Raw genomic sequence first — 22,213 nt, forward strand, 5'->3', positions numbered from 1 at the left:
GGCGCTCGTCCAGTTCTTGAGCAACTGGCGGGCGCCCCGGTCTACTGGGGGGCTCGTTCGCCCCGCTAATATCGGAGCCGGTGAATGCTCCCGGGTGGATCTGCCCGAGAGCGCGCCGGACTGTTAGAGTCCGATCCCAGCATGGGTTTCGGGCCGATCGCCCGACACCACCCCGTCCCGCCACGCACCAGCGGCGGCCCGCCTCGCGCAGGAGGAAGAAGTTGCTCTCCGCCTTTCTCAGTGCGTTCCGCACGCCTGACCTGCGCAAGAAGCTGCTGTTTACAGTAGCCATCATCGCGGTCTACCGGCTCGGCGCGACCCTGCCCAGTCCGGGTGTCTCGTACGGCAACGTGCAGAAGTGCATCCAGACCATGGAGACGGGGGAGGGTAACGGGGTCTTCAACCTCCTCAACCTCTTCTCCGGTGGCGCGCTGCTGTCGCTGTCGGTCTTCGCGCTGGGCATCATGCCCTACATCACCGCCTCGATCATCCTTCAGCTGCTCACCGTGGTCATTCCCCGGTTGGAGCAGCTCCGCAAGGAGGGCCAGGCGGGTCAGGCGAAGATCACGCAGTACACCCGTTACCTGACTCTCGGCCTCGGCGTCCTGCAGGCGTCCGCGTTCGTGGCGCTGGCCCGCTCCGGGCAGCTCTTCAACGGCATGTGCCAGGAGTTCCCGATCATCCCCGAGGGGACCGGGCTGCCGAGCTGGCTGACCGTCACTGTCCTGGTCATCACGATGACTGCGGGCACCGGTGTGGTGATGTGGCTGGGCGAGCTGATCACCGACCGGGGCGTCGGCAACGGCATGTCCGTGCTGATCTTCACCTCGATCGCGGCGCGGCTGCCCAGCGAGGGTTGGACGATCAAGAACAACAAGGGCTGGGGGATGTTCGCCCTGGTTCTGGTCCTGGTCCTGGTCGTCATCACCCTGGTGGTCTTCATCGAGCAGGCGCAGCGGCGGATCCCGGTCCAGTACGCGAAGCGCATGATCGGCCGGCGGATGTACGGCGGCACCTCCACGTACATCCCGCTGAAGGTGAACCAGGCCGGTGTCATCCCGGTCATCTTCGCCTCGTCGCTGCTCTACCTGCCGACGCTGCTGCTCCAGTTCTTCGACCAGAACAACCTGAACGGTTGGCAGACCTGGGTGCAGAACCACCTGGTGCAGCCGGACAGCCCGACGTACATCATCGTCTACTTCCTGCTGATCATCTTCTTCACGTACTTCTACGTCTCGATCACGTTCAACCCGACCGAGGTCGCGGACAACATGAAGAAGTACGGCGGGTTCGTGCCGGGTATCCGGCCGGGCAAGCCCACCGCTGACTACCTCGACTTCATCCTGAGCCGGATCACCCTGCCGGGCTCGCTCTACCTGGGTCTCGTGGCCGTCCTGCCGAACTTCTTCTTCATCTGGCTGGACAACCAGCAGTTCCAGAACTTCCCGTTCGGTGGCACGGCCGTTCTGATCATGGTCGGCGTCGGCCTGGAGACGGTGAAGCAGATCGAGAGCCAGCTCATGCAGCGGAACTACGAAGGGTTCCTGCGGTAGATGCGACTCGTTCTGGTCGGTCCCCCCGGGGCGGGCAAGGGGACCCAGGCCGAGTTCATCGCCGCCCACCTCGCCGTGCCGAAGATCTCGACCGGGGACATCTTCCGGGCGAACGTCAGCCAGGGGACCCCGCTCGGGGTCGAGGCGAAGCGGTACATGGACGCCGGCAAGCTGGTGCCCGACGAGGTGACGATCAACATGGTCCGGGACCGGCTCGCCGAGCCGGACGCCGCCGAGGGCTTCCTGCTCGACGGCTTTCCCCGGACGACTCCGCAGGCCGCTGCGCTGGACAAGCTCCTGGCCGACCTGGGCACCGCCCTGGATCTGGTCCTGGAGCTGGTGGTCGACGACGACGAGGTGATCCGGCGGCTCTCCGGTCGGCGTACCTGCCGGGGCTGCCAGAAGATCTGGCACGTCGAGTTCGACCCGACCACCACGCCGGGGATCTGTGACCGGTGCGGCGGCGAGCTCTTCCAGCGCGACGACGACAAGGCGGAGACCATCGCCGAGCGGCTCCGGGAGTACGCGAGCAAGACCGCTCCGCTGATCGACTACTACGGCGCGCAGGGCAAGCTCGTCGGGATCGACGCGACCGGGCCGGTGGAGGACGTCACCGTCCGGGCGATCGACGCCCTGCGCTCGTACGGCGGATAGGCTGGTTCCATGCGTCGTCACCAGCTGGACATCCAGCTGAAGACCCCGGAGCAGATCGAGAAGATGCGGGCGGCCGGGCTGGTCGTCGCGGACGCGCTGGCCCGGATGCGGGCCGCGGTCGCGCCCGGGGTCTCCACCGCCGACCTCGACGCGATCGCCGAGTCGGTGATCCGCGGCGCCGGCGCGGTTCCCTCGTTCAAGGGCTACCACGGCTTCCCGGCGACGATCTGCTCCTCGGTGAACGAGCAGATCGTGCACGCGATCCCCGCCGCCGACCAGGTGCTCCGGGAGGGGGACCTGATCTCGATCGACTGCGGCGCCGTACTCGACGGCTGGCACGGCGACGCGGCGATCACCGTCGGCGTCGGCGAGGTGCGCCCGGAGTTGCTCCGGATGGCCGAGGTCGCGGAGGACGCGATGTGGGCCGGGATCGCCGCCGCCGCCCGGGGCATGCTCAACCGCCGGGGCCGGCTCACCGACATCTCGTTCGCGGTGGAGCGGGCGGTCCGGGCCGCCGGCCGGTACGGCATTGTCGAGGGTTACGGCGGGCACGGCATCGGTACGGAGATGCACCAGGACCCGCACGTCCTCAACCATGGTCGGCCGGGACGCGGGCCGCGCCTGGTCCCCGGAATGGCGCTGGCGATCGAGCCGATGATCACGATGGGTTCGCCGCGGAGCGTGGAGTTGGCCGACGGCTGGACGGTGGTCACCCGGGACGGTTCGATCGCGGCGCACGTCGAGCATTCGATGGCGTTGCTCGACGACGGGGTCTGGGTGTTGACCGCGCCGGACGGTGGCCGTGCCCGGCTCGGTGACCTGGTGACCGCCCGCGAACCGGCTCCTTCCGCCCCGGCGGGCTGAGTTCCGCCGGGCTGGGGCGCCGCTCGCGCCGGGTGCCGGGCCGGGGCGAGCCCGGTTCCGGTTCTGCGGAAGCAGCAGGCCGATCATGCACTGCTGTGCCCGGTGGCCCGGTGATGGCAAACTTTGAGTCATGGAGCAGCGGGACCGGATGCGTGCCGCGGACTCGGACCGGGCGGCGGTCGCCGACCGGCTCCGTCGCGCCCTGGACGAGGGTCGGCTCGACCTGAACGAGTACGACAACCGACTCCAGCGGACGTACGCGGCGAAGACGTACGGTGACCTGGACGGGTTGCTCGCCGACCTGCCCGCCCCGGCGCCGGAGGAGCGGTCACGGCTGGCGCCGACCGGAACCGGAGGGGTGGCCGTCCCGGGCGGTTCGACCGGACCTACGCCGTCCTCTCCCGGCACCGTGGTACGGGACTGGCTGCGGGAAACCTGGGGTCCCTACTTCAGCACGGTCGCGGTGGTCGTCGGGATCTGGGCGGTCATCTGCGTGATGGCCGGCGATATCAACTACTTCTGGCCGGGCTGGGTCGCCGGGCCCTGGGGAGTGGTGTTGCTGGTGGTGACGGTCTCGGGTCTGGCCAACGGTGCGCCGCAGCGCCGGGCCGCCCGCCGGGCGGCTCGGGAGCGGGCCAGGGCCGAGCGCCGGGAGCGCCGTCGGACCGAGCGGCCGGGTGACGGGGAGGCCGCCTGATATAGTCGGATTCGTCCGATCAGCCAACCCGAGCCACCTCGGGTTGGCGCTGCTGCACGTGCGCGCGTACACTGGCTGATCGGCGCACAGCGTCCACTCCGGCATGCCCACCCGCGCTTCGGTGGGAGCCGGGGTCCGCGGCTGGCCTGGATGGCCATCATCCAGGAAGACGTTGTGAGCCGTCCGGAGTAACCGACGTCAGGACAGCGGAGGACATGCCGAAAAAAGACGGAGCCATCGAGATGGAAGGCCGGGTCATCGAGCCACTCCCGAACGCGATGTTCCGGGTCGAGCTCGCCAACGGCCACAAGGTGCTGGCTCACATCAGCGGCAAGATGCGGCAGCACTACATCCGCATCCTGCCCGAGGACCGGGTTGTCGTCGAACTCTCGCCGTACGACCTGAGCCGCGGGCGGATCGTCTACCGCTACAAGTGAACGTCACCGGACCGCTCGCCGGTCCGGAGGGGTTCGCCTGACGACGACCGGACATCCGTGTCCGTCCTCACGACTCGACGGCGTCGCGCTGCCGGGTACTAGATGGGAAGTAAGGCAACCGTGAAGGTCAAGCCGAGCGTCAAGAGGATCTGCAACAAGTGCCGGGTGATCCGCCGGCACGGCCGGGTCATGGTCATCTGCACCGACCCGCGCCACAAGCAGCGCCAGGGCTGAACCACGGTCGCCGGCCGGCACGCCGCCGGCGGCGCGTCGTGGTCACCCGGGTCGTAGATCCCGCACAACAACACAAGCTCGTCCCAGCCGCGAGCAGCGAGAACGTCTGGCGAGAACGCCTGGCGAGAACGCGAGTCGTGGCTGACCCCCGGTCGGAGGCCGGGGCCCGTCGGGGCAGGCGGGGTGGGGCGGGTCCAGACCTCCGCGAACACCACGAGGAGTACGCCCGCACATGGCACGGCTAGTCGGCGTCGACCTCCCCCGCGACAAGCGGATGGAGATCGCGCTCACCTACATTTTCGGGGTCGGACGGACCCGGGCGCTCGAGACGCTCGCCGCCACCGGCATCTCCCCGGACAAGCGCGCCAAGGACCTCACGGACGAGGAGCTGCTGCAGCTCCGGAACCACATCGAGGCGAACTTCAAGGTAGAAGGTGACCTGCGCCGCGAGGTCGCCGCGGACATCCGCCGCAAGGTCGAGATCGGCTGCTACGAGGGCATCCGGCACCGCCGGGGCCTGCCCGTCCGTGGTCAGCGGACCCGTACCAACGCCCGGACCCGGAAGGGCCCGAAGCGGACCGTCGCCGGCAAGAAGAAGCCCGGCAAGAAGTAAAACTTAACCGGAATCCGGGTCGGCGTCCGTCGAGGTCGTCCGGACTCCTACCCGTACCGGAGAGTTAACCGGAATCCGGGTCGGCGTCCGTCGAGGTCGTCCGGACTCCTACCCGTACCGGAGAGTGAACCGGAATCCGGGTCGGCGTCCGTCGAGGTCGTCCGGACTCCTACCCGCACCGGGAAGTCAACTAGGAGCGCACAGACTTATGCCACCGAAGGCTCGCGCCGGGGCCGCCGTCAAGAAGGTCCGGCGCAAGGAACGCAAGAACGTCGCCCACGGGCAGGCGCACATCAAGAGCACGTTCAACAACACCATCGTCTCGATCACGGACCCGACCGGTGCCGTCATCTCCTGGGCCTCCGCTGGCCAGGTCGGCTTCAAGGGATCCCGCAAGTCGACCCCGTTCGCCGCCCAGCTGGCCGCCGAGGCCGCCGCGCGACGGGCGATGGAGCACGGCATGCGCAAGGTCGACGTGTTCGTCAAGGGCCCCGGCTCCGGCCGGGAGACCGCCATCCGTTCGCTGCAGGCTGTGGGTCTGGAGGTCGGCCAGATCGCCGACGTCACGCCACAGCCGCACAACGGGTGCCGTCCGCCGAAGCGTCGTCGGGTCTGAGAGGTAGTAGACAAAGATGGCTCGTTACACCGGTCCCGACTGCCGTCGCTGCCGTCGGGAGAAGATGAAGCTGTTCCTCAAGGGCAGCAAGTGCGATGGCCCGAAGTGCCCGTTCGAGTCCCGGCCGTTCCCGCCCGGACAGCACGGCCGGGGTCGTACCAAGGAGACCGAGTACCTGCTGCAGCTGCGTGAGAAGCAGAAGGCCCGCCGGGTGTACGGCGTGCTGGAGAAGCAGTTCCGCGGGTACTACGAGGAGGCCGTCGCCAAGAAGGGCAAGACCGGCGAGATCCTCCTGCAGATCCTCGAGTCGCGGCTCGACAACGTCGTCTACCGGGCCGGCCTGGCCAAGTCCCGTGACCACGCGCGTCAGCTCGTGAAGCACGGTCACCTGACGGTGAACGGCAAGAAGGTCGACATCCCGTCGTACCGGGTCAAGGAGCACGACATCGTCGAGGTCCGGGGCAAGTCCAAGGAGCTGACCCCGTTCCTGGTCGCACAGGCCGAGGCCGGCTCGAAGACGGTGCCGGCCTGGCTGGAGGCCATCCCCAGCCAGATGAAGGTGCTCGTGCACACGCTTCCGGCCCGTGGGGTCATCGACACCCAGGTCCAGGAGCAGCTGATCGTCGAGCTCTACTCGAAGTAGTTTCTGGGCACCCGGTGGTGGGGGCCGCGGCGGCCCCCCCCCCGCGCCGCCCCGAACCGCCCGTGGGTGGGTCCGGACGTCGCGGGGCAGGGTCAGGTTACGACCGCACCGTGATCGGCAGGGTCTTGAGCGTGTCCTTGCCGTCGCCTACCACCAGTGCGCCGACGTAGAGCCGGCCCGGGGTGAGCCCGGCCCAGCGCAGCGTCAGGTTCGCGGTGGCGCCCGCCATCACCGTGCGCTTCTTCGGATCGATGGTCAGCCTGCCGTCCGAGCTGCCGGGCTGGCCGGGCAGCAGGGTGGTGACGGTGTAGGTGTTGTCCTCCTGGCCGGCCGGCATGTTGAGGGTGTACAGCTGCTCGACGACCAGTGTGTAGTCCCCGACCCCGGGTAGGGCCACGATGGCGCCGTCCCGGCTGCCGTACCTGGTGGCGACGACCGTGTTGGTGTGGTCGTACACGTCGACGATGTAGTCGGCGCAGGGCGGCAGCGGGTCGGCGCCCCAGTCGATCTCGGTGCAGCCCGGAGCCTGACCGGTCACCATGATCTGCGGGTTCACCGTGCCCGCCGGTACGTGCACCGTGCTCCGGTGGATCGACGCCGGCAGCGGCACCGGCAGGTTCTCCGGCGACCGGGAGTCCCAGATCGGCGCGTCGCCGTGCAGGGTGGTCGTGGTGGCGGTGCCGTCGGTCAGGCCGATCACCTGGGCGGCCAGCGTGCCCCGGTAGCCGACCTGGGCGGTCATCGGGAAGCTGCCGGCCGTGCCGGTGCCGGTGATCTGGTCGGGTGTGATCAGCCCGGTGTTGTGGACGACCAGCGGGATCCTGACCTGGTGGCCGGACTTGTCACGCCAGGTCAGCGCACCGTCCGCCCAGGTGCCGAAGGCGCCGGACCGGTTGGTGATCTCCACCTCGAAGGTCGCGGTCCGCCCTGCCGGCACGTGCAACGTCGCCGGGGTGACCTTCACCGCGTAACCGGCAGGGGCCCGCACGTCGGAGGTGTAGGTGCCGGCCCGGTCGCTGACGTTGGTGACGGTACGGGTCACGGTCTGGGTGCCCACCATGTTGCCCATCGAGATCGACGGGTAGTTGAGCTGGTTCGTCGCGATCGCGCCGGTGGTGTCACAGCCGTCGGTCGGGACAAACTCCCCCTTCGCGGCCAGCCCGCACAGGTACTTGCGCCAGTCCTGCTCGGTGGAGTCGTAGACCAGCCCGGGATCGAAGACGTCACCCGGTTGGACCTCGCCGGCGCCGTAGTTGAACGGCGTCGCCGGGGCGTCCCCGAGCTTGATCCGGTTGCCCCGGTCCGTGGTGTCCACGGCGGTGGTCATCATCGCCGAGCGGATCGCCGACGGTGACCAGGTCGGGTGCTTGGCCCGGAGCAGGGCGGCGAGGCCGGCGATGTGCGGGGCCGCCATCGACGTGCCCGACTCGAGGGCGAAGTCCTGCCCGCCGGTCGCCGGGGAGAACGCGGCGGCGACCGCCATGCCGGGCGCGCTGATGTCCGGCTTGAGCAGGTCGCTGCGGTTGAAGAGGGACGGACCCGCCGAGGAGAAGCCGGCGACCTGGGGAGCCTCGACCGTGGTCAGGTGTCCCGCCGAGATCGTCGCGGTCGCCCCACCCTGTGCGATGTACGCGGCGACCGGTGGCGCGTCGGTGTCGAGGATGTGCACGGTGGGCACCGAGTGGGTGTCGGCGTCCAGCGAGTTCACCCCGTCGTTGTAGAGCACCATGCCGATGCCGCCGGCCTTCGCCACCGCGGCGCTCTTCGCGACCCGGTCGACGACCCCGCGCAGGCAGAACACGATCGCGCCGCGGACCTTGGCCGGGTCGAGCGCGCCGTCCACACAGAGTTCGGCGTCGCCGGGGTTGTCCGGGTGCAGGGCGCTCGCCCTGCCCGAGACCAGCGGTGCCGGGCCGGCAGCGGCCGCTCCGATACCCACGCCGGTGACCTGCCTGCCGTTGCCGAGGGTGAGCGTGCGGCTGTGCTGCCGGTCGATGGTGCTCGCCGCCACCGTGGTCACCCAGGGCACGGAGTTGTCGATGGTGCTCGCCTCGGGGCCGGCGTTCCCGCCCGCCGCCGCCACGAAGACGCCGGCCGCGGCGGCGTTGAAGAACGCCTGCTCGATCGCGGTGTACCGCTCGTTGTCGTCACCGATCGAGTAGTTGATGACGTCCACACCGTCGGCGACCGCGTCGTCGATGGCCTGGACGATGTCGGTCGAGCTGCCGGTCGCCGAGCCGGCGCCGGTGTCGTACAGCGCCTTGTAGATCGCCAACCGGGCGGCCGGCGCCACGCCGGAGATCTCGCCCAGGGACTGGCCGGCGACCGAGGCCGGCACCCCGTGGTTGCCGGCCGCGGTGCTCGCCGTGTGGGTGCCGTGTCCGTTGCGGTCCCGGGGTGAGGAGTACTCGTCGGGGAAGGCGTCGGCGAGCCCGGCGTACCAGCGGGCGCCGATCACCTTGTTGTTGCAGGTGATCGGCGCCTCGATGCCGACGTCGCAGGTGCCCTTCCACTTCGCGTCGATGACCGCCTGGTCCGGGCGCGGGGTGGGCAGCGGGGCGAAGCTGGCGCTCTCCGGCCAGAAGCCGCTGTCGATCACCCCGATGATCATGCCCTCGCCAGCGTGCCGGGCGTCGCCGAACTGGCGCTCCCAGACACCCGTTCCGCCGGTCAGCCCGAGATAGTCCGGCGTGTACGAGGCGTGGGTGTGCACCTGGACGTCCTCGTAGACGGCACGTACGCCGGGAGTGGCCCGCAGCCGGACCACCTGGGCGGGGGACAGGCGTGCGGCGAAGCCGTTGAAGGCGGTGTCGAAGGTGCCCTTGACCTGGTCGGCGGGTACCCCGACGCCGGTCAGCACCGCGTCCCGCCTCTGCCGCAGGTGCTCCTGGTACGCCCGGGCGTCGCCGGAGCCGCGGTTGAGCCGGCCGCCCTCCGCCGCCCGGGTCCCCGGCAGCCCCGGTAGTCCTCCGGGGTAGGTGGCCAGTGGCTCCTCGTCGAGTTGGACGAGGTAACGGGCGACCGGCCCGTTGCTGGTCGGGGGCGCCGCCGCGGCGTTCGCCGCCGATGCGCCGACCAGACCCGCCGCGAGCAGGGCCGTGGTGGCCAGGATGCTGACCCGCCCCCGTGCTGCTCGGCCGGGTTGGGTTGTTGTCAGGGGTGGCACGTGGTTGTCCTCCACAGTCGAGGCCGACAGTCACAGGTGGTGGCGGCCGCCGAAATGTAAGATCAACTACGGACCGCTGAGAAGCACTCGTTACCTGGATCACAAGCCCGTTGAACACCGGTTACGGTCCGACAGTCGCTGCCCTCGCCCGGCCCGGGGCGATCGTGCGAGGATTCCTCGATGTTCTCCGAATCTGACCCGGCGATCCGCCGGACCCGTGCCGCGGACGCCACGCTGACCGTGACCTCGGGCGGGGTTCCGCTCGCCGACCAGGACGTGGTGGTGGCGCAGCGCGACCACCGATTTCTCTTCGGCTGCACCGGGTTCGAGTTCATCCCGCTCGCCAACGGCGAACTGACCGCGACGCCGGGTGTCGGGCCGGGCGGTGGGCAGGGCTCGCTGGGCGAGGCGGACGCGGCGCCGGTCGAACGGCTCGCCGAACTCTGGTTCGACCTGTTCAACTTCGCGACCCTGCCGTTCTACTGGGGACGGTTCGAGCCGGATCGCGGCCGGCCGGACACCGAGCGGGTCCGGAACACCGCCCGCTGGTTCACCGAGCGGGGCTGCCCGGTCAAGGGGCACCCGCTCGCCTGGCACACGGTCAGCGCCGACTGGCTGCTGGACCTCTCCAACGAGGAGATCGTCCGGGCGCAGGTGGACCGGGTCCGCCGTGAGGTCACCGACTTCGCCGGTGTGATCGACATGTGGGACGTGATCAACGAGGTCGTGATCATGCCGATCTTCGACAAGTACGACAACGGCCTCACCCGGATCTGCCGCGAGATGGGACGCATCCCGCTGATCCGGACCGTCTTCGACGCCGCCCGGGAGGCGAACCCCGGCGCCACCCTGCTGCTCAACGACTTCGACATGTCCGCCGCGTACGAGTGCCTGATCGAGGGCGTGCTGGAGGCGGGCATCAAAATCGACGCGCTGGGCCTGCAGAGCCACATGCACCAGGGCTACTGGGGTGAGGAGAAGACCCTCGCCATCCTCGACCGGTTCTCCCGGTACGGCCTGCCGATCCACTTCACCGAGACCACCATCCTCTCCGGCGAGCTGATGCCGGCCGACATCGTCGACCTCAACGACCACCAGGTCGACGAGTGGCCGAGCACCCCGGAGGGGGAGGAACGGCAGGCGGACGAGATCGTCCGGCACTACCGGACCCTGCTGGCACACCCCTCGGTCGAGGCGATGACGTACTGGGGGATCGCGGACGGCGGCTGGCTCGGCGCACCCGGCGGGTTCGTCCGCGCCGACGGCAGCCCGAAACCGTCGTACGACGCGCTGCGCGCACTGGTCAAGGGGGACTGGTGGCTGCCGCCGACCACACTGCGTACCGACGCCGACGGCCGGGTACGGCTCACCGGCTTCCTCGGCGAGTACGAGGTCGGCGCCGCCGGTCGGTCCGCGACCTTCCGGCTCGACACCCCCGGTGAGGTGCGCCTCGACGTGTCACTGTGAGGCGGGCGGCGTGCCCGGTCGGTCGGGCGGTTCAGACGAAGACCAGTCGGAGCGTGTCGAGGACCTCCTGACATGCGGCACTGATCTGTTCTGGCCGCTGGTCGTACTGGCAGATCACCTGGACCATGAAGTGTCCGGCGAAGACGAAGGTGGCGTCGTAGCGGAACGGCTCCCGGTCGTCCGGCTGGACGATGCTCTGCTGCCAGGCGGGATGGCCGGCGACGGTGGTCCGGACCGGCGGCGTGGCGCTGATCGCCGCGACCTTGTCGGCGTAGCCGGCGAGCCGGGCCGGGAACCGGTCGTCCGGTTCGACGGAGACGTCGGCGTCGAGCAGGTACGAGGTGACCGCGATGACGTCGAGACCCCGGGTGCCGGCCGGCACCACCCATCGGGTGGTCCGTACCGGGTGCAGCGGTACGGCGATCCGGTAGTCGTCGGTGTCGGTGAAGCCGCTCGGCACGTCGAATTCGACCGGTACGGGTTCGGACGGTGTCGTCGGTTCGGCGGGCGGCTCCGGCGGACCGGATCGTCCAGCCGAGCAGCCGAGCAGGGCGGGGACGAGCAACAGGGTGAGTGCCGCGGCGAGGGCCGTCCCCCGTACGACGCTGGACCGGATCACGAGGACGACGGTAACCGGCACCGGCAAGGTTCCGTGCCGCGCCGGATTCGGTCACGTCGATCGGCTTCCCGGTCGTCCACCTCGGACGTAACCTGCCTGAAACGATTCAGGCAGGTCGAGCGCGAGGAGCGACATGACACGCCGACGATCCGCACGCCTCCGGACCGCAGTTGTCGTCACCGGCGTACTCGTCGCCGGGACCGTTCTCACCGGCGTACCCCCGGCGGCGGCCGGCGGCGCCCACATCCCGGACCGGCGGGGTCACGCGCCGCTGGCCCCCGCCGACCTCACCGTCGACGACCGGGACCACCCGTTGAACGTCGAGGGGACACCCCGGTTCGGCTGGCTGCCCCGGGACCGTGACCCGGACGAGACGCAGACCGCTTACCGGATCACCGTCGCCGAGGCGGCCGGTCGGCTGGTCTGGGACTCCGGCAAGGTCCGCTCCGGACAGCAGTCGTACGTGCCGTACGGCGGCCCGGCTCTGCGCTCCGGCAGCGCGTACCGGTGGACGGTCCGGACCTGGGACCGCACCGGCCAGGTTTCCCCGCCGGCCAGCGGCGCCTTCGAGACCGGCATCTCCGACAGCGAGTGGGAGGGCGCCAGCTGGATCCGGCGCACCACCAGCGACGCCGACGACTACACCCTGGCCCGCACCGAGGTCCGCCCCGCACGCGGCCGGGTGGTCCGGGCCAGGGTCTACACCGCCGCCGACCACACCTACGAGCTGTACCTGAACGGCCGGCGCGCCGACCGGGGCACCTCGTTCGGCTACCCCGGCGAGGACTACTACCAGGCCGCCGACGTCACCGGACTGGTGGAGGCCGGCGAGCCGCTCGCGATCGCGGTCCGCTACCACTGGTACGGCAGCGGACAGGGCCGCCCGGCCGGCGCCCGGGGTCTGCTGCTCAAGCTGGTCGTCGAACACGCGGACGGCTCCCGGGAGGTCTTCGGCACCGACGGGACGTGGCGGGTTAACCGGGACACCCTGTTCGTCAACGGCGCCGCCCGGCGCAACGGTGAGGGTGACCGGGTCGAGCGGCAGGACGCCCGGGCCGAGGTGGTCGGCTGGACCCGACCCGGCTACGACGACAGCGCCGCGCCGTGGGCCCCGGCCGAGGTGCTGGGCGCACATCCGGTCGCGACGTACCCGCACCTGATCGGGCAGGAGACCCGGCTCGCCGAGACGACGGTGCGACCGGTGGCGCTGACCACCGCCGCCGACGGCACCGTGGTCGCCGACTTCGGCGTGGTGATCCCGGCCCGCCCGGTGGTCCGGTTCGACGCCGGGGTCGCCGGCCGGGAGGTGGCGATCCGGGCCGGCTACAACCTGACCGGGGCGGGTCGGGTGGCCACCGACACCCTGCTCTCCCAGGGCACCGACCTGAGCTTCCCGTACCTGCAGAAGGACGGACCGCAGGAGTTCCGGGCCTTCACCCATCTCGGCTTCCGCTACCTCGAGATTCCCGGCGCGGGAGAGCCGATCGGCCGGGACGACGTCTCGGCGGTGCTGGTGCACACCGACGTCCCGACCGGTCGGGAGGCGACGTTCCGCAGCTCGGACCGGACCCTCGACGCGGTCTGGGAGCTGCTCAAGCGGTCGGCGATCTACTCCGTGCAGGAGGCGTTCGTCGACACCCCGACCCGGGAGAAGGGGCAGTTCCTCGGCGACGCCGCCGACATCTCGTACGCGACGATGAGCGGCTTCGGCGAGCGGGACGCCACCCAGCAGGCGATCCGGGAGTTCCTGCGCTCCGCCGAACGGTTCTGGACCACCGGCAACGATCTCGGCCGGTACAACGCGGTCTATCCGAACGGCGACGGCAAGCGGGACATCCCGGACTACTCGTTGATGTTCGTGGACTGGGTGTGGCGGTACTACCAGGAGACCGGGGACGCCGGACTGCTCGCCGAGGCGTACCCGGCGATCCGGAACACCGCCGACTACGTGCTGCGACACATCCCGGCCTCCGGACCGACCGCCGGCCTGGTCACCCAGCTCTCCGGGGGCAGCGGCGCCTACCAGTACGGGATCGTCGACTGGCCGGAGCCCGGCCGGTTCGGCTACGACATGACCGCCGCCGCCCGGACCAGCATCAACGCCCAGGGTGTGGACGTGCTGCGCACCGTGGCGTGGGTGGGCCAGGCGCTCGGCCGACCGGCCGCCGAGGTGGCCGGGTACGCCGACCGGGCCGACGCGCTGGTCGAGACGATGAACCAGCGGCTGCGTCGGGCCGACGGGGTCTACGTGGACGGACTCTCCGTGACCGGGGAGCAGAGCGGGCACGCGGGGCAGCACAGCACGTCGTACGCGATCGCGCACGGGGTGGCGCCGGCGGCGGACCGGCCGGCGCTGGCGGCGTACCTCGCCGGGCTGGGGATGCGGCAGGGCCCGATGACCGCGCACTGGCTGCTGCAGGCGTTGACCGACGCGGGCCGGCCGGACGCCGTACTGGAGCTGTTGACGAACCCGGATGACCTGGGCTGGGCGAACATCCTGGCCCAGGGCGGCACCTTCACCTGGGAGGCGTGGACCCTCGACCCGGGCAGCAACTTCAGTCAGTCGCACGGCTGGGGCGCGCAGGCCCTGGTCGACGTGCAGCAGACGCTGCTCGGGGTCCGGGTGGCCAGCCCGGGAGCGGCCCGGGTCGACGTCGTGCCCCCGGCGACCGGGCTGGGCCGGGCCGCCGGCACGGTGCCGACCCAGCGTGGCCCGGTCTCCGTCGACTGGCGGCGGACCGGCGGCGGCCTGCGGATCGAGGTCGAGGTGCCGGTCAACGTCACCGCCCGGGTCGCCCTCCCGGTCACCGCCGGTACGTCGTACCGGGTGTCCGGTCCGGGGCGGGCGAGCTACCTCGGGGTCCGGGACGGGCGGGCGGTCTTCGAGGTCGGCTCCGGCCGGTCGACCTTCCAACCCCGGTAGTCGGACGCCGGCCGCCGCCGTCGCGGTTCGGTGGCGGGGATCCTGACCGCCGCCGTTGCGGGCTGGCGGCCGGGATCCTGACCAGGGCCCTTCCGGTGCGCGTCGTTGCGCACCGGAAGGGCTCTTCCGGTTTCGGATCTCGCGAGAGTCCGGCAGGTAACGATTGGGTAATCGAGCCGAAACGCTTGACCGGTCCCGAAACGGCGATTTACCGTCTTCATCACAGTGGACTGAAACGTTTCAGGCTGGAGGGCTCGGTGCCCGAACGGGAAGAAGACGCTCCGGTGCTGCTGACCATGTCGGACGTACGGAAGTCGTTCGGCGCGGTGCACGCCCTGGTCGACGTACGTCTGGAACTGCGGGCCGGCGAGGTGCACGCGCTGGTCGGCGAGAACGGCGCCGGCAAGTCCACCCTGGTCAAGATCCTGGCCGGGGTGCACGAACCCGACGACGGCGTACTGACCCTGGACGGTCAGCCACTGCGGCTGACCGGGCCCGCTGACGCCCGCGCCGCCGGCATCGCGGTGATCTACCAGGAGCCGACGCTCTTCCCCGACCTGTCGGTCGCGGAGAACATCTTCATGGGCCGGCAACCGCTGCGCGGGCTCCGCCGGATCGACACCGCGCTGATGCGCCGGCGCGCCGCCGACCTGTTCCGGCGACTCGGCGTACACCTCGACCCGGACCGTCCCGCGCGCGGACTTTCCATCGCCGACCAGCAGTTGGTGGAGATCGCCAAGGCGCTCTCCTTCGACGCCCGGGTGCTGGTGATGGACGAACCGACCGCCGCGCTCTCCGGGGTCGAGGTGGAACGGCTGTTCGCGGTGGTCCGCTCGTTGCGCGAGGCCGGCGCCGCCATCCTGTTCATCTCGCACCGCTTCGAGGAGGTCTTCGCGCTCGCCGCCCGGATCACCGTGCTGCGGGACGGCCGGTGGGTCTCCACCGACCCGGTCGAGGCGCTGGATACCGCCCAGGTGGTCCGCCGGATGGTCGGCCGGGAGATCTCCCAGCTCTTCCCGAAACAGGAGACGTCGGTCGGGGAGACCGTGCTCGGCGTCCGGGGCCTCACCCGGACCGGGGTCTTCTCCGACGTCAGCTTCGAGGTACACCGGGGCGAGATCGTCGCGCTCGCCGGACTGGTCGGTGCCGGCCGCAGCGAGGTCGTCCGGGCCCTGTTCGGCCTCGACCCGTACGACGCGGGTGAGGTGCGGGTCGACGGCGTACGCCTGCCCCGGGGCCGACCGGCCGCGGCGCTCGCCGCCGGCCTCGCCCTGGTGCCGGAGGACCGGCGGCAGCAGGGCCTGGTGATGGAACTGTCGGTCGAACGGAACGCGACCCTGACCCGACGCTGGCCGCTGGCCCGGTTCGGGCTGCTCGGCCGACGTGCCGAACGGGACGCGGCCCGGACCTGGGCGGACCGGCTCCAGGTGAAGGCGGGCCGGCTGACCGATCCGGTCTCCACGCTCTCCGGCGGCAACCAGCAGAAGGTGGTGCTGGCCAAGTGGCTCGCCACCGAGCCCCGGGTGCTGATCGTCGACGAACCGACCCGGGGCATCGACGTCGGGACCAAGGCCGAGGTGCACCGGCTGATGTCCCGGCTCGCCGCCGACGGCGTCGCGGTGTTGATGGTCTCCAGTGAACTGCCGGAGGTGCTCGGCATGGCCGACCGGGTCCTGGTGATGCACGAGGGACGGCTGGTCCGGGAACTGACCCGGGACGCCGCCGACGAGGAGTCCGTGATGCTGGCCGCCACCGGCACCACCGGGGCGCCGGCCACCGGCATCAGCACCGACCGGCGGGGAGGAGCGGCGTGACCGCCACGACCACCTCCGGTGCGACGCCGGAGACGCCGCCCCGGCCATCGGAACCGCCACGCGACGGCAGCTCGGCCGCCCACCGGATCTTCATGGCCCGGGAACTCGGCATCGGCCTCGCCCTGGTGCTGCTGGTCGCGGCGACCACCGCGGTCAACCCGCGCTTCGTCTCCGGGCAGGGCCGCAAGGACCTGCTGCTCGGCGCCACCATCCTGGTCGTGCTGGCGGTCGGACAGGCGATCGTCATCGTCACCCGGAACGTGGACCTCTCGGTCGGCTCGGTGCTCGGACTCTCCGCGTTCGCCACCGGCAAGCTCTTCCTGGCGATGCCGGACGCCCCGATCGTCCTCGCCCTGTTCGCCGGGGTCGGCGTCGGTCTGCTCTGCGGGGTGGTCAACGGGGCCCTGATCGCGGTCGCCCGGGTACCCGCGCTGGTGGTGACCCTCGGCACCCTCTACGTCTTCCGGGGCGTCGACTACTCCTGGGCGGCCGGCCAGCAGATCAACGCCGCCGACCTGCCCCGGGGCTTCAAGAGTTTGGGCACCGCCACGCTGCTCGGGATACCGGTGCTCGCCCTGTTCGCCGTCGCGGTGCTGCTGGCCGCCGGCTTCTACCTGCGGTCGTACCGCAGCGGCCGGGAACTGTACGCGATCGGTTCCGACCCGGCGGCGGCCCGGCTGCACGGAATCCCGGTCGGCCGACGGGTCTTCGGCGCGCTGGTGGTCAGCGGCGGGCTCGCCGGACTGGCCGGGGTGCTGTACGCGGCCCGGTTCGGCACCCTCGACGCGGCGGCCGGCACCGGCATCGAGCTGAACGTGGTCGCCGCCGTGGTGGTCGGCGGCGTGGCGATCTTCGGCGGCAGCGGCTCGGTGTACGGGGCCGCGCTCGGCGCCGTCCTGCTGAGCACCATCGGCAGCGCGCTGCCGGTGCTGCGGATCGACCCGTTCTGGCAGCAGGCCGTGGTCGGCGCGCTGATCCTGGCCGCGATCGGCATGGACCGGGCGCTCGCCGCGCGAATCGCCCACCGTCTTCGGGGAAGGAGAGCCCGTGGCGCATGACCGGGCGGGCCGGCCGGCCCGCTGGTTCTCCGCGTTCGGCAACTGGGACGTCCTGGTGGTCGTGCTCCTGGCACTGGTTGTCGTCGGCGCGTCGGTACTCGTCGAGGGGTTCGCCACGGCGCGCTTCTGGGGCTTCCTGCTGCTCGACGTCGTACCGATCCTGCTGATCGCCCTGCCGATGACCCTGGTCGTCATCACCGGGGAGATCGACCTCTCGGTGGCCAGCGTGCTCGGCCTGGCCAGCGCGGTACTCGGCCAGCTCTGGCTCACCGGGCTGCCGCTGCCGCTGATCCTGCCGCTCGTGGTACTGCTCGGCGCGTTGCTGGGCGCGGTGAACGGGCTGTTCATCGCCGGCTTCGGGCTGCCGTCGCTGGCGGTGACGATCGGCACGCTGGCGCTCTACCGCGGCCTCGCCTACGTGGTGCTCGGCGACCGGGCCGTCGCCGACTTCCCGTTCGGCTGGACCGGCGGCGCCATCCGACCACTGCCCGGCACCACGGTGCCGTGGGTGGTGTTGGTGCTCGCCGTACTCGCCGTCGGGTTCGCCGTGCTGCTGCACGCCACCCCGATCGGACGTGGCCTGTACGCGATGGGCAACAACGAGCAGGCCGCCCGCTTCTCCGGCATCGCGGTGGCCCGGACCACATTCTGGCTGTACGTGCTGACCGGCGCGGTCGCCGCCCTGGCCGGCGTCTTCTGGACCATGCGGTACGCCAGCGCCCGCGCCGACAACGGGGCCGGCCTCGAACTCACGGTGGTGGCGGCGGTGCTGCTCGGCGGGGTCTCCATCTTCGGCGGCCGGGGCACCCTGGTCGGTGTGGTCGCCGGGGTGCTGCTGCTGATGACCCTGCGCAGCGCGCTGCAGCTCGCCGACGTACCGGCCGACACCCTGACCGTGGTCACCGGGACCCTGCTCATCCTCTCCGTCGTCGGCCCGAACGCGGCGGCGATGCTGCGGGCCCGGCTCCGCCGTCGACGACCCGACGCACCCCGGGCCACCCCGTCCCGATCCGCTCCGACCCCGGTCACCGGCGCGCCAGGCGCCTGACCCCACGCCGCCTCCGGCCACCCACGCCGGTACGCCCCACCCCGCCCCACCCAGCCAGCACCTTCTCCGTACGCCGGACCGTACGACCCGCGAGGGCGCGGCGGTCCGTCGAGAAAGGACCCGCGATGACTGTCAGACGATCCCCGGCTCTCCGCCTCGGCGTCACCCTGGCCACGTGCACGGCGCTGCTGCTGAGCGCCGGCTGCGCGAGCGACGAGGGCTCCACCGCGGGTGGCTCCACCGGTGGTGGCGGCACCACCATCAAGGAGGGCCTGAACGTCGCGTTCCTGCCCAAGCAGGTGAACAACCCGTACTTCACCGTCTCCGACAACGGCGGCAAGACGGCGGTGGAGGAGTTCAGGGGCGAGTACAAGGAGGTCGGCCCGTCGGAGGCGAGCGCCTCCTCGCAGGTCAGCTACCTGAACACGCTCAGCCAGCAGGGCAGCGACGTGATCGTGGTGTCGGCCAACGACCCGAACGCCATCTGCGGCGCGGTCAACCAGGCCCGGCAGGGCGGTGCCAAGGTGGTCACCTTCGACTCGGACACCAACAAGGACTGCCGCGACCTGTTCGTCAACCAGGTGACCGGGCAGGGCATCGCGGAGAACCAGGTCAAGCTGATTTCCGAGGCGATCGGCGGTGCGGGCAAGGTCGCGATCCTCTCCGCGACCGCGAACGCGACCAACCAGAACGCCTGGATCGAGCTGATGAAAACCGAGCTGAAAAAGCCCGAGTACAGCAAGATCGAACTGGTCACCACGGTCTACGGCAACGACGACGACCAGAAGTCGTTCCAGGAGACCCAGGGACTGCTGGCGTCGTACCCGGACCTGAAGGGGATCATCTCGCCGACCACCGTCGGAGTGGCGGCGGCGGCCCGCTACCTCTCCGGTTCGGAGTACAAGGGCAAGGTCGCGCTGACCGGCCTCGGCACCCCGAACCAGATGCGGGACTTCGTCAAGGACGGCACCGTCAAAAGCTTCGCGCTGTGGAACCCGGCCGACCTCGGCTACCTGGCCGCCTACGCCGGTGCCGCGCTCGCCTCCGGGATCATCACCGGCAAGGAGGGCGAGAAGTTCACCGCCGGCAAGCTCGGCGAGTACACGGTCGGCCCGGACGGCGTGGTGGTCCTCGGCCCGCCGACGGTCTTCGACTCCGCCAACATCGACCAGTTCAACTTCTGACCGTCGGTCCGGGTGCGACCCGTCCGTCGCCGGAGAACGGACGGCGGGTGGCACCCGGACCGGCCGTCGTCGTCCGCCCGGCCGCCGGGCCGAGAGTGAGGAGTGGGCCGTGACCGTACCGACCGTGCGACGTCAAGCCCTGGACGACCAGGAACTCATCCTGCTCCGGCTGCTGGCCGACGGACTCTCGTCCGAGGCGGTCGCCCGGCGGCTCGGTACGTCGGAACGGACCGTCCGACGGCGGGTCCGGGCGATCTGCGACCGGCTCGGGGTGCCGGCGCCGATCTCGGCGGTGGTCTGGGCGGTCCGCCGGGGTCTGCTCTGATCGGCGGCGTGCGGGCGGCCACCCTCGCCCCCGGTCGGCGGACGAGGGTGGCCGGGAGCGGCCCTGGTCAGCTCACGACCTGGTAGCCGAACTGCACCTCCAGCCCGGCGGCGGCGGCGGTGCCGAGCACCCGGAGCTGGAGGCGGCGGGCGCCACCCACCCCGTCGACGGTGAACGGTGCGGCCAGCCGGGTGGTCTGCACCGCGGTGGTCGCGGCGACCGCGGCGCCGCCCGCACTGGCCCCGTCGGCGTCCAACCGGACCTGGCAGCCGCCCTCGGCCAGCCGGCGGGTCACCTTCACCACGGTGATCCGCTGTCCGTCGAGATAGAGCAGGTTGCCGAAGTCGTACGACCCGTCGGTGACCGCCCCCGGAATCCGCGCGGTCAGCCAGCCGTCGACCTGCTCGACCCCCTTGTTGCCGGTGAACCGGGTCTGCGCGGTCGGCGCGGTGACCAACTGGTACGGGCCGGCGGTGTTGCCGGCCAGGTCGTTGTCGGCCACCAGCACGTCGGTGGCGGCGCAGACGACGCCGTAGTCCTGCCGGGAGATACCGTCGGCGAGCGCACCGATCGCGTTACCCACGACCACCACCCGGCTCGCCGAGGAGCGGATGTTGATCCCGGCCGCGTTGCGGAAGGCGGTGCCACCCCCGGTGTAGCCGTGCGTGTGGGTCACCTCCGGCAGGTCGAACTGGGTCGGGCTGACCACCTCGATCCGCCACTTCCCGTTCGCCTCGGTGGTGCCGGCGACGTCCTGCACCGAGATCCGGTCCCCGGTCTCCCAACCGTGGGCGTCGCTGGTGGTCAGCCGTACCCGGCCGGCACCGTTCGCGGTCGCCGCGGTGACCGTACGGGCGAACGACGGGTGCGCGGTGCGACCGTTGTTGCCGATCAGGCAGCCGGTGACGGTGACCCGGGTCGAGCCGATGTCCAGTCCGTGCCGGCCGCAGCCCCGGATGACGCTGTTGCTGAACGTGGCACTACCGGTGAAGCCGGCACCGATCCGGACCGCGTCGTCGTCGTTGTCCGCCGAGATGTAGGTGTTGGTGAAGTGCGTCTGCGCCCCGGCCTCGAGCAGTACCGGCACCCCTCGGGCGTTCTCGAAGCCGCCGCCCTCGAAGTACAGGAACTTCGGGTACGACCCACCGGTGGTGTTCTTCAGCCAGATCCCGTGCCGGCCGAACAGGATCGCGGTGGCGATGAACTTGATCGACCCGCCGAGTCCGTCGATCACCAGGTTGTCGGTGCCGTGGTTGGCGGTGCCGGCGGAGATGCCGCACTGGACGAACTCCACCGGGTCGGCCCGGGAGTCGTTGTTCACCCCGTTGAGCAGGATCACCTGCTGCCCGGTGAAGCCGTTCCAGACGCAGTTGACGAACCGGACGGTGTTGCAGCCGCGCAGGGTGAGGCCGTTGTAGCCGTCCTTGAACCGGACGTTGGCAAAGCTCAGCATGTAGTTGCCGTCGGTGCCGTCCCGTTCGGTGGCGACCATGCTGCCGCCGGTCAACCCGCTGCCCCGGACCTGCAGGTCACGCAGGCCGCCGCCGCGTACGCCGGCGAGCCGGAAGCCGTCCGCCGCGCCGGTGGCGACGATGTACTGGGTGGAGTACTCGTCGTTGTCGGAGACCCCGGCCCCCTGGAAGATGACCGGTACCCGGGTGACCCGGATGGTCTGTTCCAGTCGTACCCTGCCCGGACCGGCCTCGACGGTGCCGCCGGTCGGCAGTGCGTCGACCGCGGCCTGGACCCTGGGGGAGTCGTTCTCCGTACCGTCGCCGGTCCAGCCGAACCAGGCCAGGTCGACCCGGGACCCGACGGGTCGCCGCCACCGTCCGGTGGCCTGGCCGGTGACCGCGAGGATCGTGCCGCCGTTGTCCGCCTCGGTGGCGGTGGCGTCCCAGTACAGGACACCACCGCCGAGTCCCGGCCGGTCGGCGTGGTAGCCGCGCAGGTACACCTGCTCGCCGTGGCTGGTGCCGGCGGTGCCGCGCAGGTCGGCGACGGACGTCACCGAGGGCAGCTCGGCGGCTCGTCGGCGGTGGTCGGTCGCCGGCCTGGCCTGGGCGGTGCCGGGGGTGAGCGTCGACGCGCCGACCGCCATCCCGGCCAGCCCGAGCGCGGCCAGGGCCCGGCGGCGCGACGGGGCGTCCGGGTGGCGGTCGGGTGACCGGTCGTCCGGGTGGCGGTCGGGTGACGACGCGTCCGGATGGCGACCGGGTGACCGGTCGTCCGGGTAGCGGTCGTGCGGCCGGTCGGACGACGACCGGCGGGAGGTGCTGTCCATCGGTTACTCCTGCT

At 71.0% G+C, this 22,213-nt stretch carries 19 protein-coding genes; 16 read left to right on the forward strand and 3 right to left on the reverse strand.

All coding sequences use genetic code 11. From position 1 onward, the window contains the following. Positions 1 to 221 precede the first annotated feature (221 nt). From secY to rpsD, 9 genes are all read left to right on the forward strand, one after another. Entirely contained in the window at positions 222 to 1,553 is a 1,332-nt protein-coding gene (gene secY / locus ABGB21_RS04135) for a preprotein translocase subunit SecY (protein ID WP_347653291.1), read from the forward strand. Then, entirely contained in the window at positions 1,554 to 2,207 is a 654-nt protein-coding gene (locus ABGB21_RS04140; protein WP_331215504.1) for an adenylate kinase, read from the forward strand. Between the two features lie 9 nt (positions 2,208 to 2,216). Further along, positions 2,217 to 3,071 (forward strand): type I methionyl aminopeptidase, encoded by an 855-nt coding sequence (gene map / locus ABGB21_RS04145; RefSeq protein ID WP_347676397.1) that lies wholly within the window; start codon positions 2,217 to 2,219, stop codon positions 3,069 to 3,071. 130 nt (positions 3,072 to 3,201) lie between these two features. Beyond that, a complete protein-coding gene (locus tag ABGB21_RS04150; RefSeq protein ID WP_347676399.1) occupies positions 3,202 to 3,768 on the forward strand; it encodes a DUF1707 domain-containing protein in 567 nt (188 codons plus the stop codon). 215 nt (positions 3,769 to 3,983) lie between these two features. Then, complete coding sequence (gene infA / locus ABGB21_RS04155) at positions 3,984 to 4,205, forward strand: translation initiation factor IF-1 (RefSeq protein ID WP_123554963.1); 222 nt, start codon at positions 3,984 to 3,986, stop codon at positions 4,203 to 4,205. Between the two features lie 120 nt (positions 4,206 to 4,325). Then, a complete protein-coding gene (gene rpmJ, locus ABGB21_RS04160) occupies positions 4,326 to 4,439 on the forward strand; it encodes a 50S ribosomal protein L36 (protein WP_012184307.1) in 114 nt (37 codons plus the stop codon). Positions 4,440 to 4,671: 232 nt separating this feature from the next. Beyond that, a complete protein-coding gene (gene rpsM, locus ABGB21_RS04165) occupies positions 4,672 to 5,052 on the forward strand; it encodes a 30S ribosomal protein S13 (protein ID WP_347653294.1) in 381 nt (126 codons plus the stop codon). A 208-nt stretch (positions 5,053 to 5,260) separates the two neighbouring features. Continuing rightward, positions 5,261 to 5,668 (forward strand): 30S ribosomal protein S11, encoded by a 408-nt coding sequence (gene rpsK / locus ABGB21_RS04170; protein ID WP_030329919.1) that lies wholly within the window; start codon positions 5,261 to 5,263, stop codon positions 5,666 to 5,668. A gap of 16 nt (positions 5,669 to 5,684) precedes the next feature. After that, positions 5,685 to 6,311 carry a 30S ribosomal protein S4 gene (gene rpsD / locus ABGB21_RS04175; RefSeq protein WP_347676401.1) on the forward strand — a complete coding sequence of 209 codons (627 nt, stop codon included), beginning with the start codon at positions 5,685 to 5,687 and terminating at the stop codon, positions 6,309 to 6,311. A gap of 97 nt (positions 6,312 to 6,408) precedes the next feature. Here the strand turns inward: rpsD and ABGB21_RS04180 are convergent, their stop codons facing one another. Next, entirely contained in the window at positions 6,409 to 9,477 is a 3,069-nt protein-coding gene (locus ABGB21_RS04180) for a S8 family peptidase (protein ID WP_347653224.1), read from the reverse strand. A gap of 180 nt (positions 9,478 to 9,657) precedes the next feature. Here ABGB21_RS04180 and ABGB21_RS04185 point away from each other — a divergent pair, with 180 nt between their 5' ends. Then, positions 9,658 to 10,944 (forward strand): endo-1,4-beta-xylanase, encoded by a 1,287-nt coding sequence (locus tag ABGB21_RS04185; RefSeq protein ID WP_347653223.1) that lies wholly within the window; start codon positions 9,658 to 9,660, stop codon positions 10,942 to 10,944. A 31-nt stretch (positions 10,945 to 10,975) separates the two neighbouring features. On the opposite strand, the gene ABGB21_RS04190 is transcribed toward ABGB21_RS04185, so the two are convergent. Then, on the reverse strand, positions 10,976 to 11,563 hold the full coding sequence (locus ABGB21_RS04190; protein WP_347653222.1) for a hypothetical protein: 588 nt from the start codon (positions 11,561 to 11,563) through the stop codon (positions 10,976 to 10,978). A 133-nt stretch (positions 11,564 to 11,696) separates the two neighbouring features. Between ABGB21_RS04190 and ABGB21_RS04195 the strand changes: the two genes are divergently transcribed. The 6 genes from ABGB21_RS04195 (at position 11,697) to ABGB21_RS04220 (ending at position 19,915) form a co-directional block, all read left to right on the forward strand. After that, on the forward strand, positions 11,697 to 14,486 hold the full coding sequence (locus tag ABGB21_RS04195; protein WP_347653221.1) for a family 78 glycoside hydrolase catalytic domain: 2,790 nt from the start codon (positions 11,697 to 11,699) through the stop codon (positions 14,484 to 14,486). Between the two features lie 257 nt (positions 14,487 to 14,743). Beyond that, on the forward strand, positions 14,744 to 16,300 hold the full coding sequence (locus ABGB21_RS04200; protein ID WP_347676403.1) for a sugar ABC transporter ATP-binding protein: 1,557 nt from the start codon (positions 14,744 to 14,746) through the stop codon (positions 16,298 to 16,300). After that, positions 16,297 to 17,358, forward strand: a complete 1,062-nt coding sequence (locus tag ABGB21_RS04205) for an ABC transporter permease (RefSeq protein WP_347676405.1) — start codon at positions 16,297 to 16,299, stop codon at positions 17,356 to 17,358. The genes ABGB21_RS04200 and ABGB21_RS04205 overlap by 4 nt, the downstream gene beginning before the upstream one ends. Then, complete coding sequence (locus tag ABGB21_RS04210; protein ID WP_347676407.1) at positions 17,348 to 18,406, forward strand: ABC transporter permease; 1,059 nt, start codon at positions 17,348 to 17,350, stop codon at positions 18,404 to 18,406. Before ABGB21_RS04205 ends, ABGB21_RS04210 begins: the two co-directional genes overlap by 11 nt. Before the next feature lie 125 nt (positions 18,407 to 18,531). Next, positions 18,532 to 19,590, forward strand: coding sequence for a rhamnose ABC transporter substrate-binding protein (gene rhaS, locus ABGB21_RS04215; RefSeq protein WP_347676409.1), 1,059 nt, complete (start codon positions 18,532 to 18,534; stop codon positions 19,588 to 19,590). A gap of 109 nt (positions 19,591 to 19,699) precedes the next feature. Further along, entirely contained in the window at positions 19,700 to 19,915 is a 216-nt protein-coding gene (locus ABGB21_RS04220) for a LuxR C-terminal-related transcriptional regulator (protein WP_347653216.1), read from the forward strand. A 67-nt stretch (positions 19,916 to 19,982) separates the two neighbouring features. Here the strand turns inward: ABGB21_RS04220 and ABGB21_RS04225 are convergent, their stop codons facing one another. Beyond that, positions 19,983 to 22,199: a ubiquitin-activating E1 FCCH domain-containing protein gene (locus ABGB21_RS04225; protein WP_347653215.1), complete on the reverse strand. Its 2,217-nt coding sequence runs from the start codon at positions 22,197 to 22,199 to the stop codon at positions 19,983 to 19,985. Positions 22,200 to 22,213: the final 14 nt, after the last annotated feature.

Origin of the sequence: Plantactinospora sp. B24E8 (assembly GCF_039871735.1) — a bacterium.
In the GTDB taxonomy this organism is placed as follows: Bacteria; Actinomycetota; Actinomycetes; order Mycobacteriales; family Micromonosporaceae; genus Plantactinospora.

What these genes read in the sequence shown, in the direction of transcription:
- infA (WP_123554963.1), top strand. Translation starts at nt 3,984, where the DNA reads ATGCCGAAAAAAGACGGAGCCATCGAGATGGAAGGCCGGGTCATCGAG.
- ABGB21_RS04185 (WP_347653223.1), top strand. Translation starts at nt 9,658, where the DNA reads ATGTTCTCCGAATCTGACCCGGCGATCCGCCGGACCCGTGCCGCGGAC.
- ABGB21_RS04140 (WP_331215504.1), top strand. Translation starts at nt 1,554, where the DNA reads ATGCGACTCGTTCTGGTCGGTCCCCCCGGGGCGGGCAAGGGGACCCAG.
- rhaS (WP_347676409.1), top strand. Translation starts at nt 18,532, where the DNA reads ATGACTGTCAGACGATCCCCGGCTCTCCGCCTCGGCGTCACCCTGGCC.
- rpsD (WP_347676401.1), top strand. Translation starts at nt 5,685, where the DNA reads ATGGCTCGTTACACCGGTCCCGACTGCCGTCGCTGCCGTCGGGAGAAG.
- ABGB21_RS04225 (WP_347653215.1), bottom strand. Translation starts at nt 22,199, where the DNA reads ATGGACAGCACCTCCCGCCGGTCGTCGTCCGACCGGCCGCACGACCGC.
- ABGB21_RS04195 (WP_347653221.1), top strand. Translation starts at nt 11,697, where the DNA reads ATGACACGCCGACGATCCGCACGCCTCCGGACCGCAGTTGTCGTCACC.
- rpsK (WP_030329919.1), top strand. Translation starts at nt 5,261, where the DNA reads ATGCCACCGAAGGCTCGCGCCGGGGCCGCCGTCAAGAAGGTCCGGCGC.
- map (WP_347676397.1), top strand. Translation starts at nt 2,217, where the DNA reads ATGCGTCGTCACCAGCTGGACATCCAGCTGAAGACCCCGGAGCAGATC.
- ABGB21_RS04150 (WP_347676399.1), top strand. Translation starts at nt 3,202, where the DNA reads ATGGAGCAGCGGGACCGGATGCGTGCCGCGGACTCGGACCGGGCGGCG.
- rpsM (WP_347653294.1), top strand. Translation starts at nt 4,672, where the DNA reads ATGGCACGGCTAGTCGGCGTCGACCTCCCCCGCGACAAGCGGATGGAG.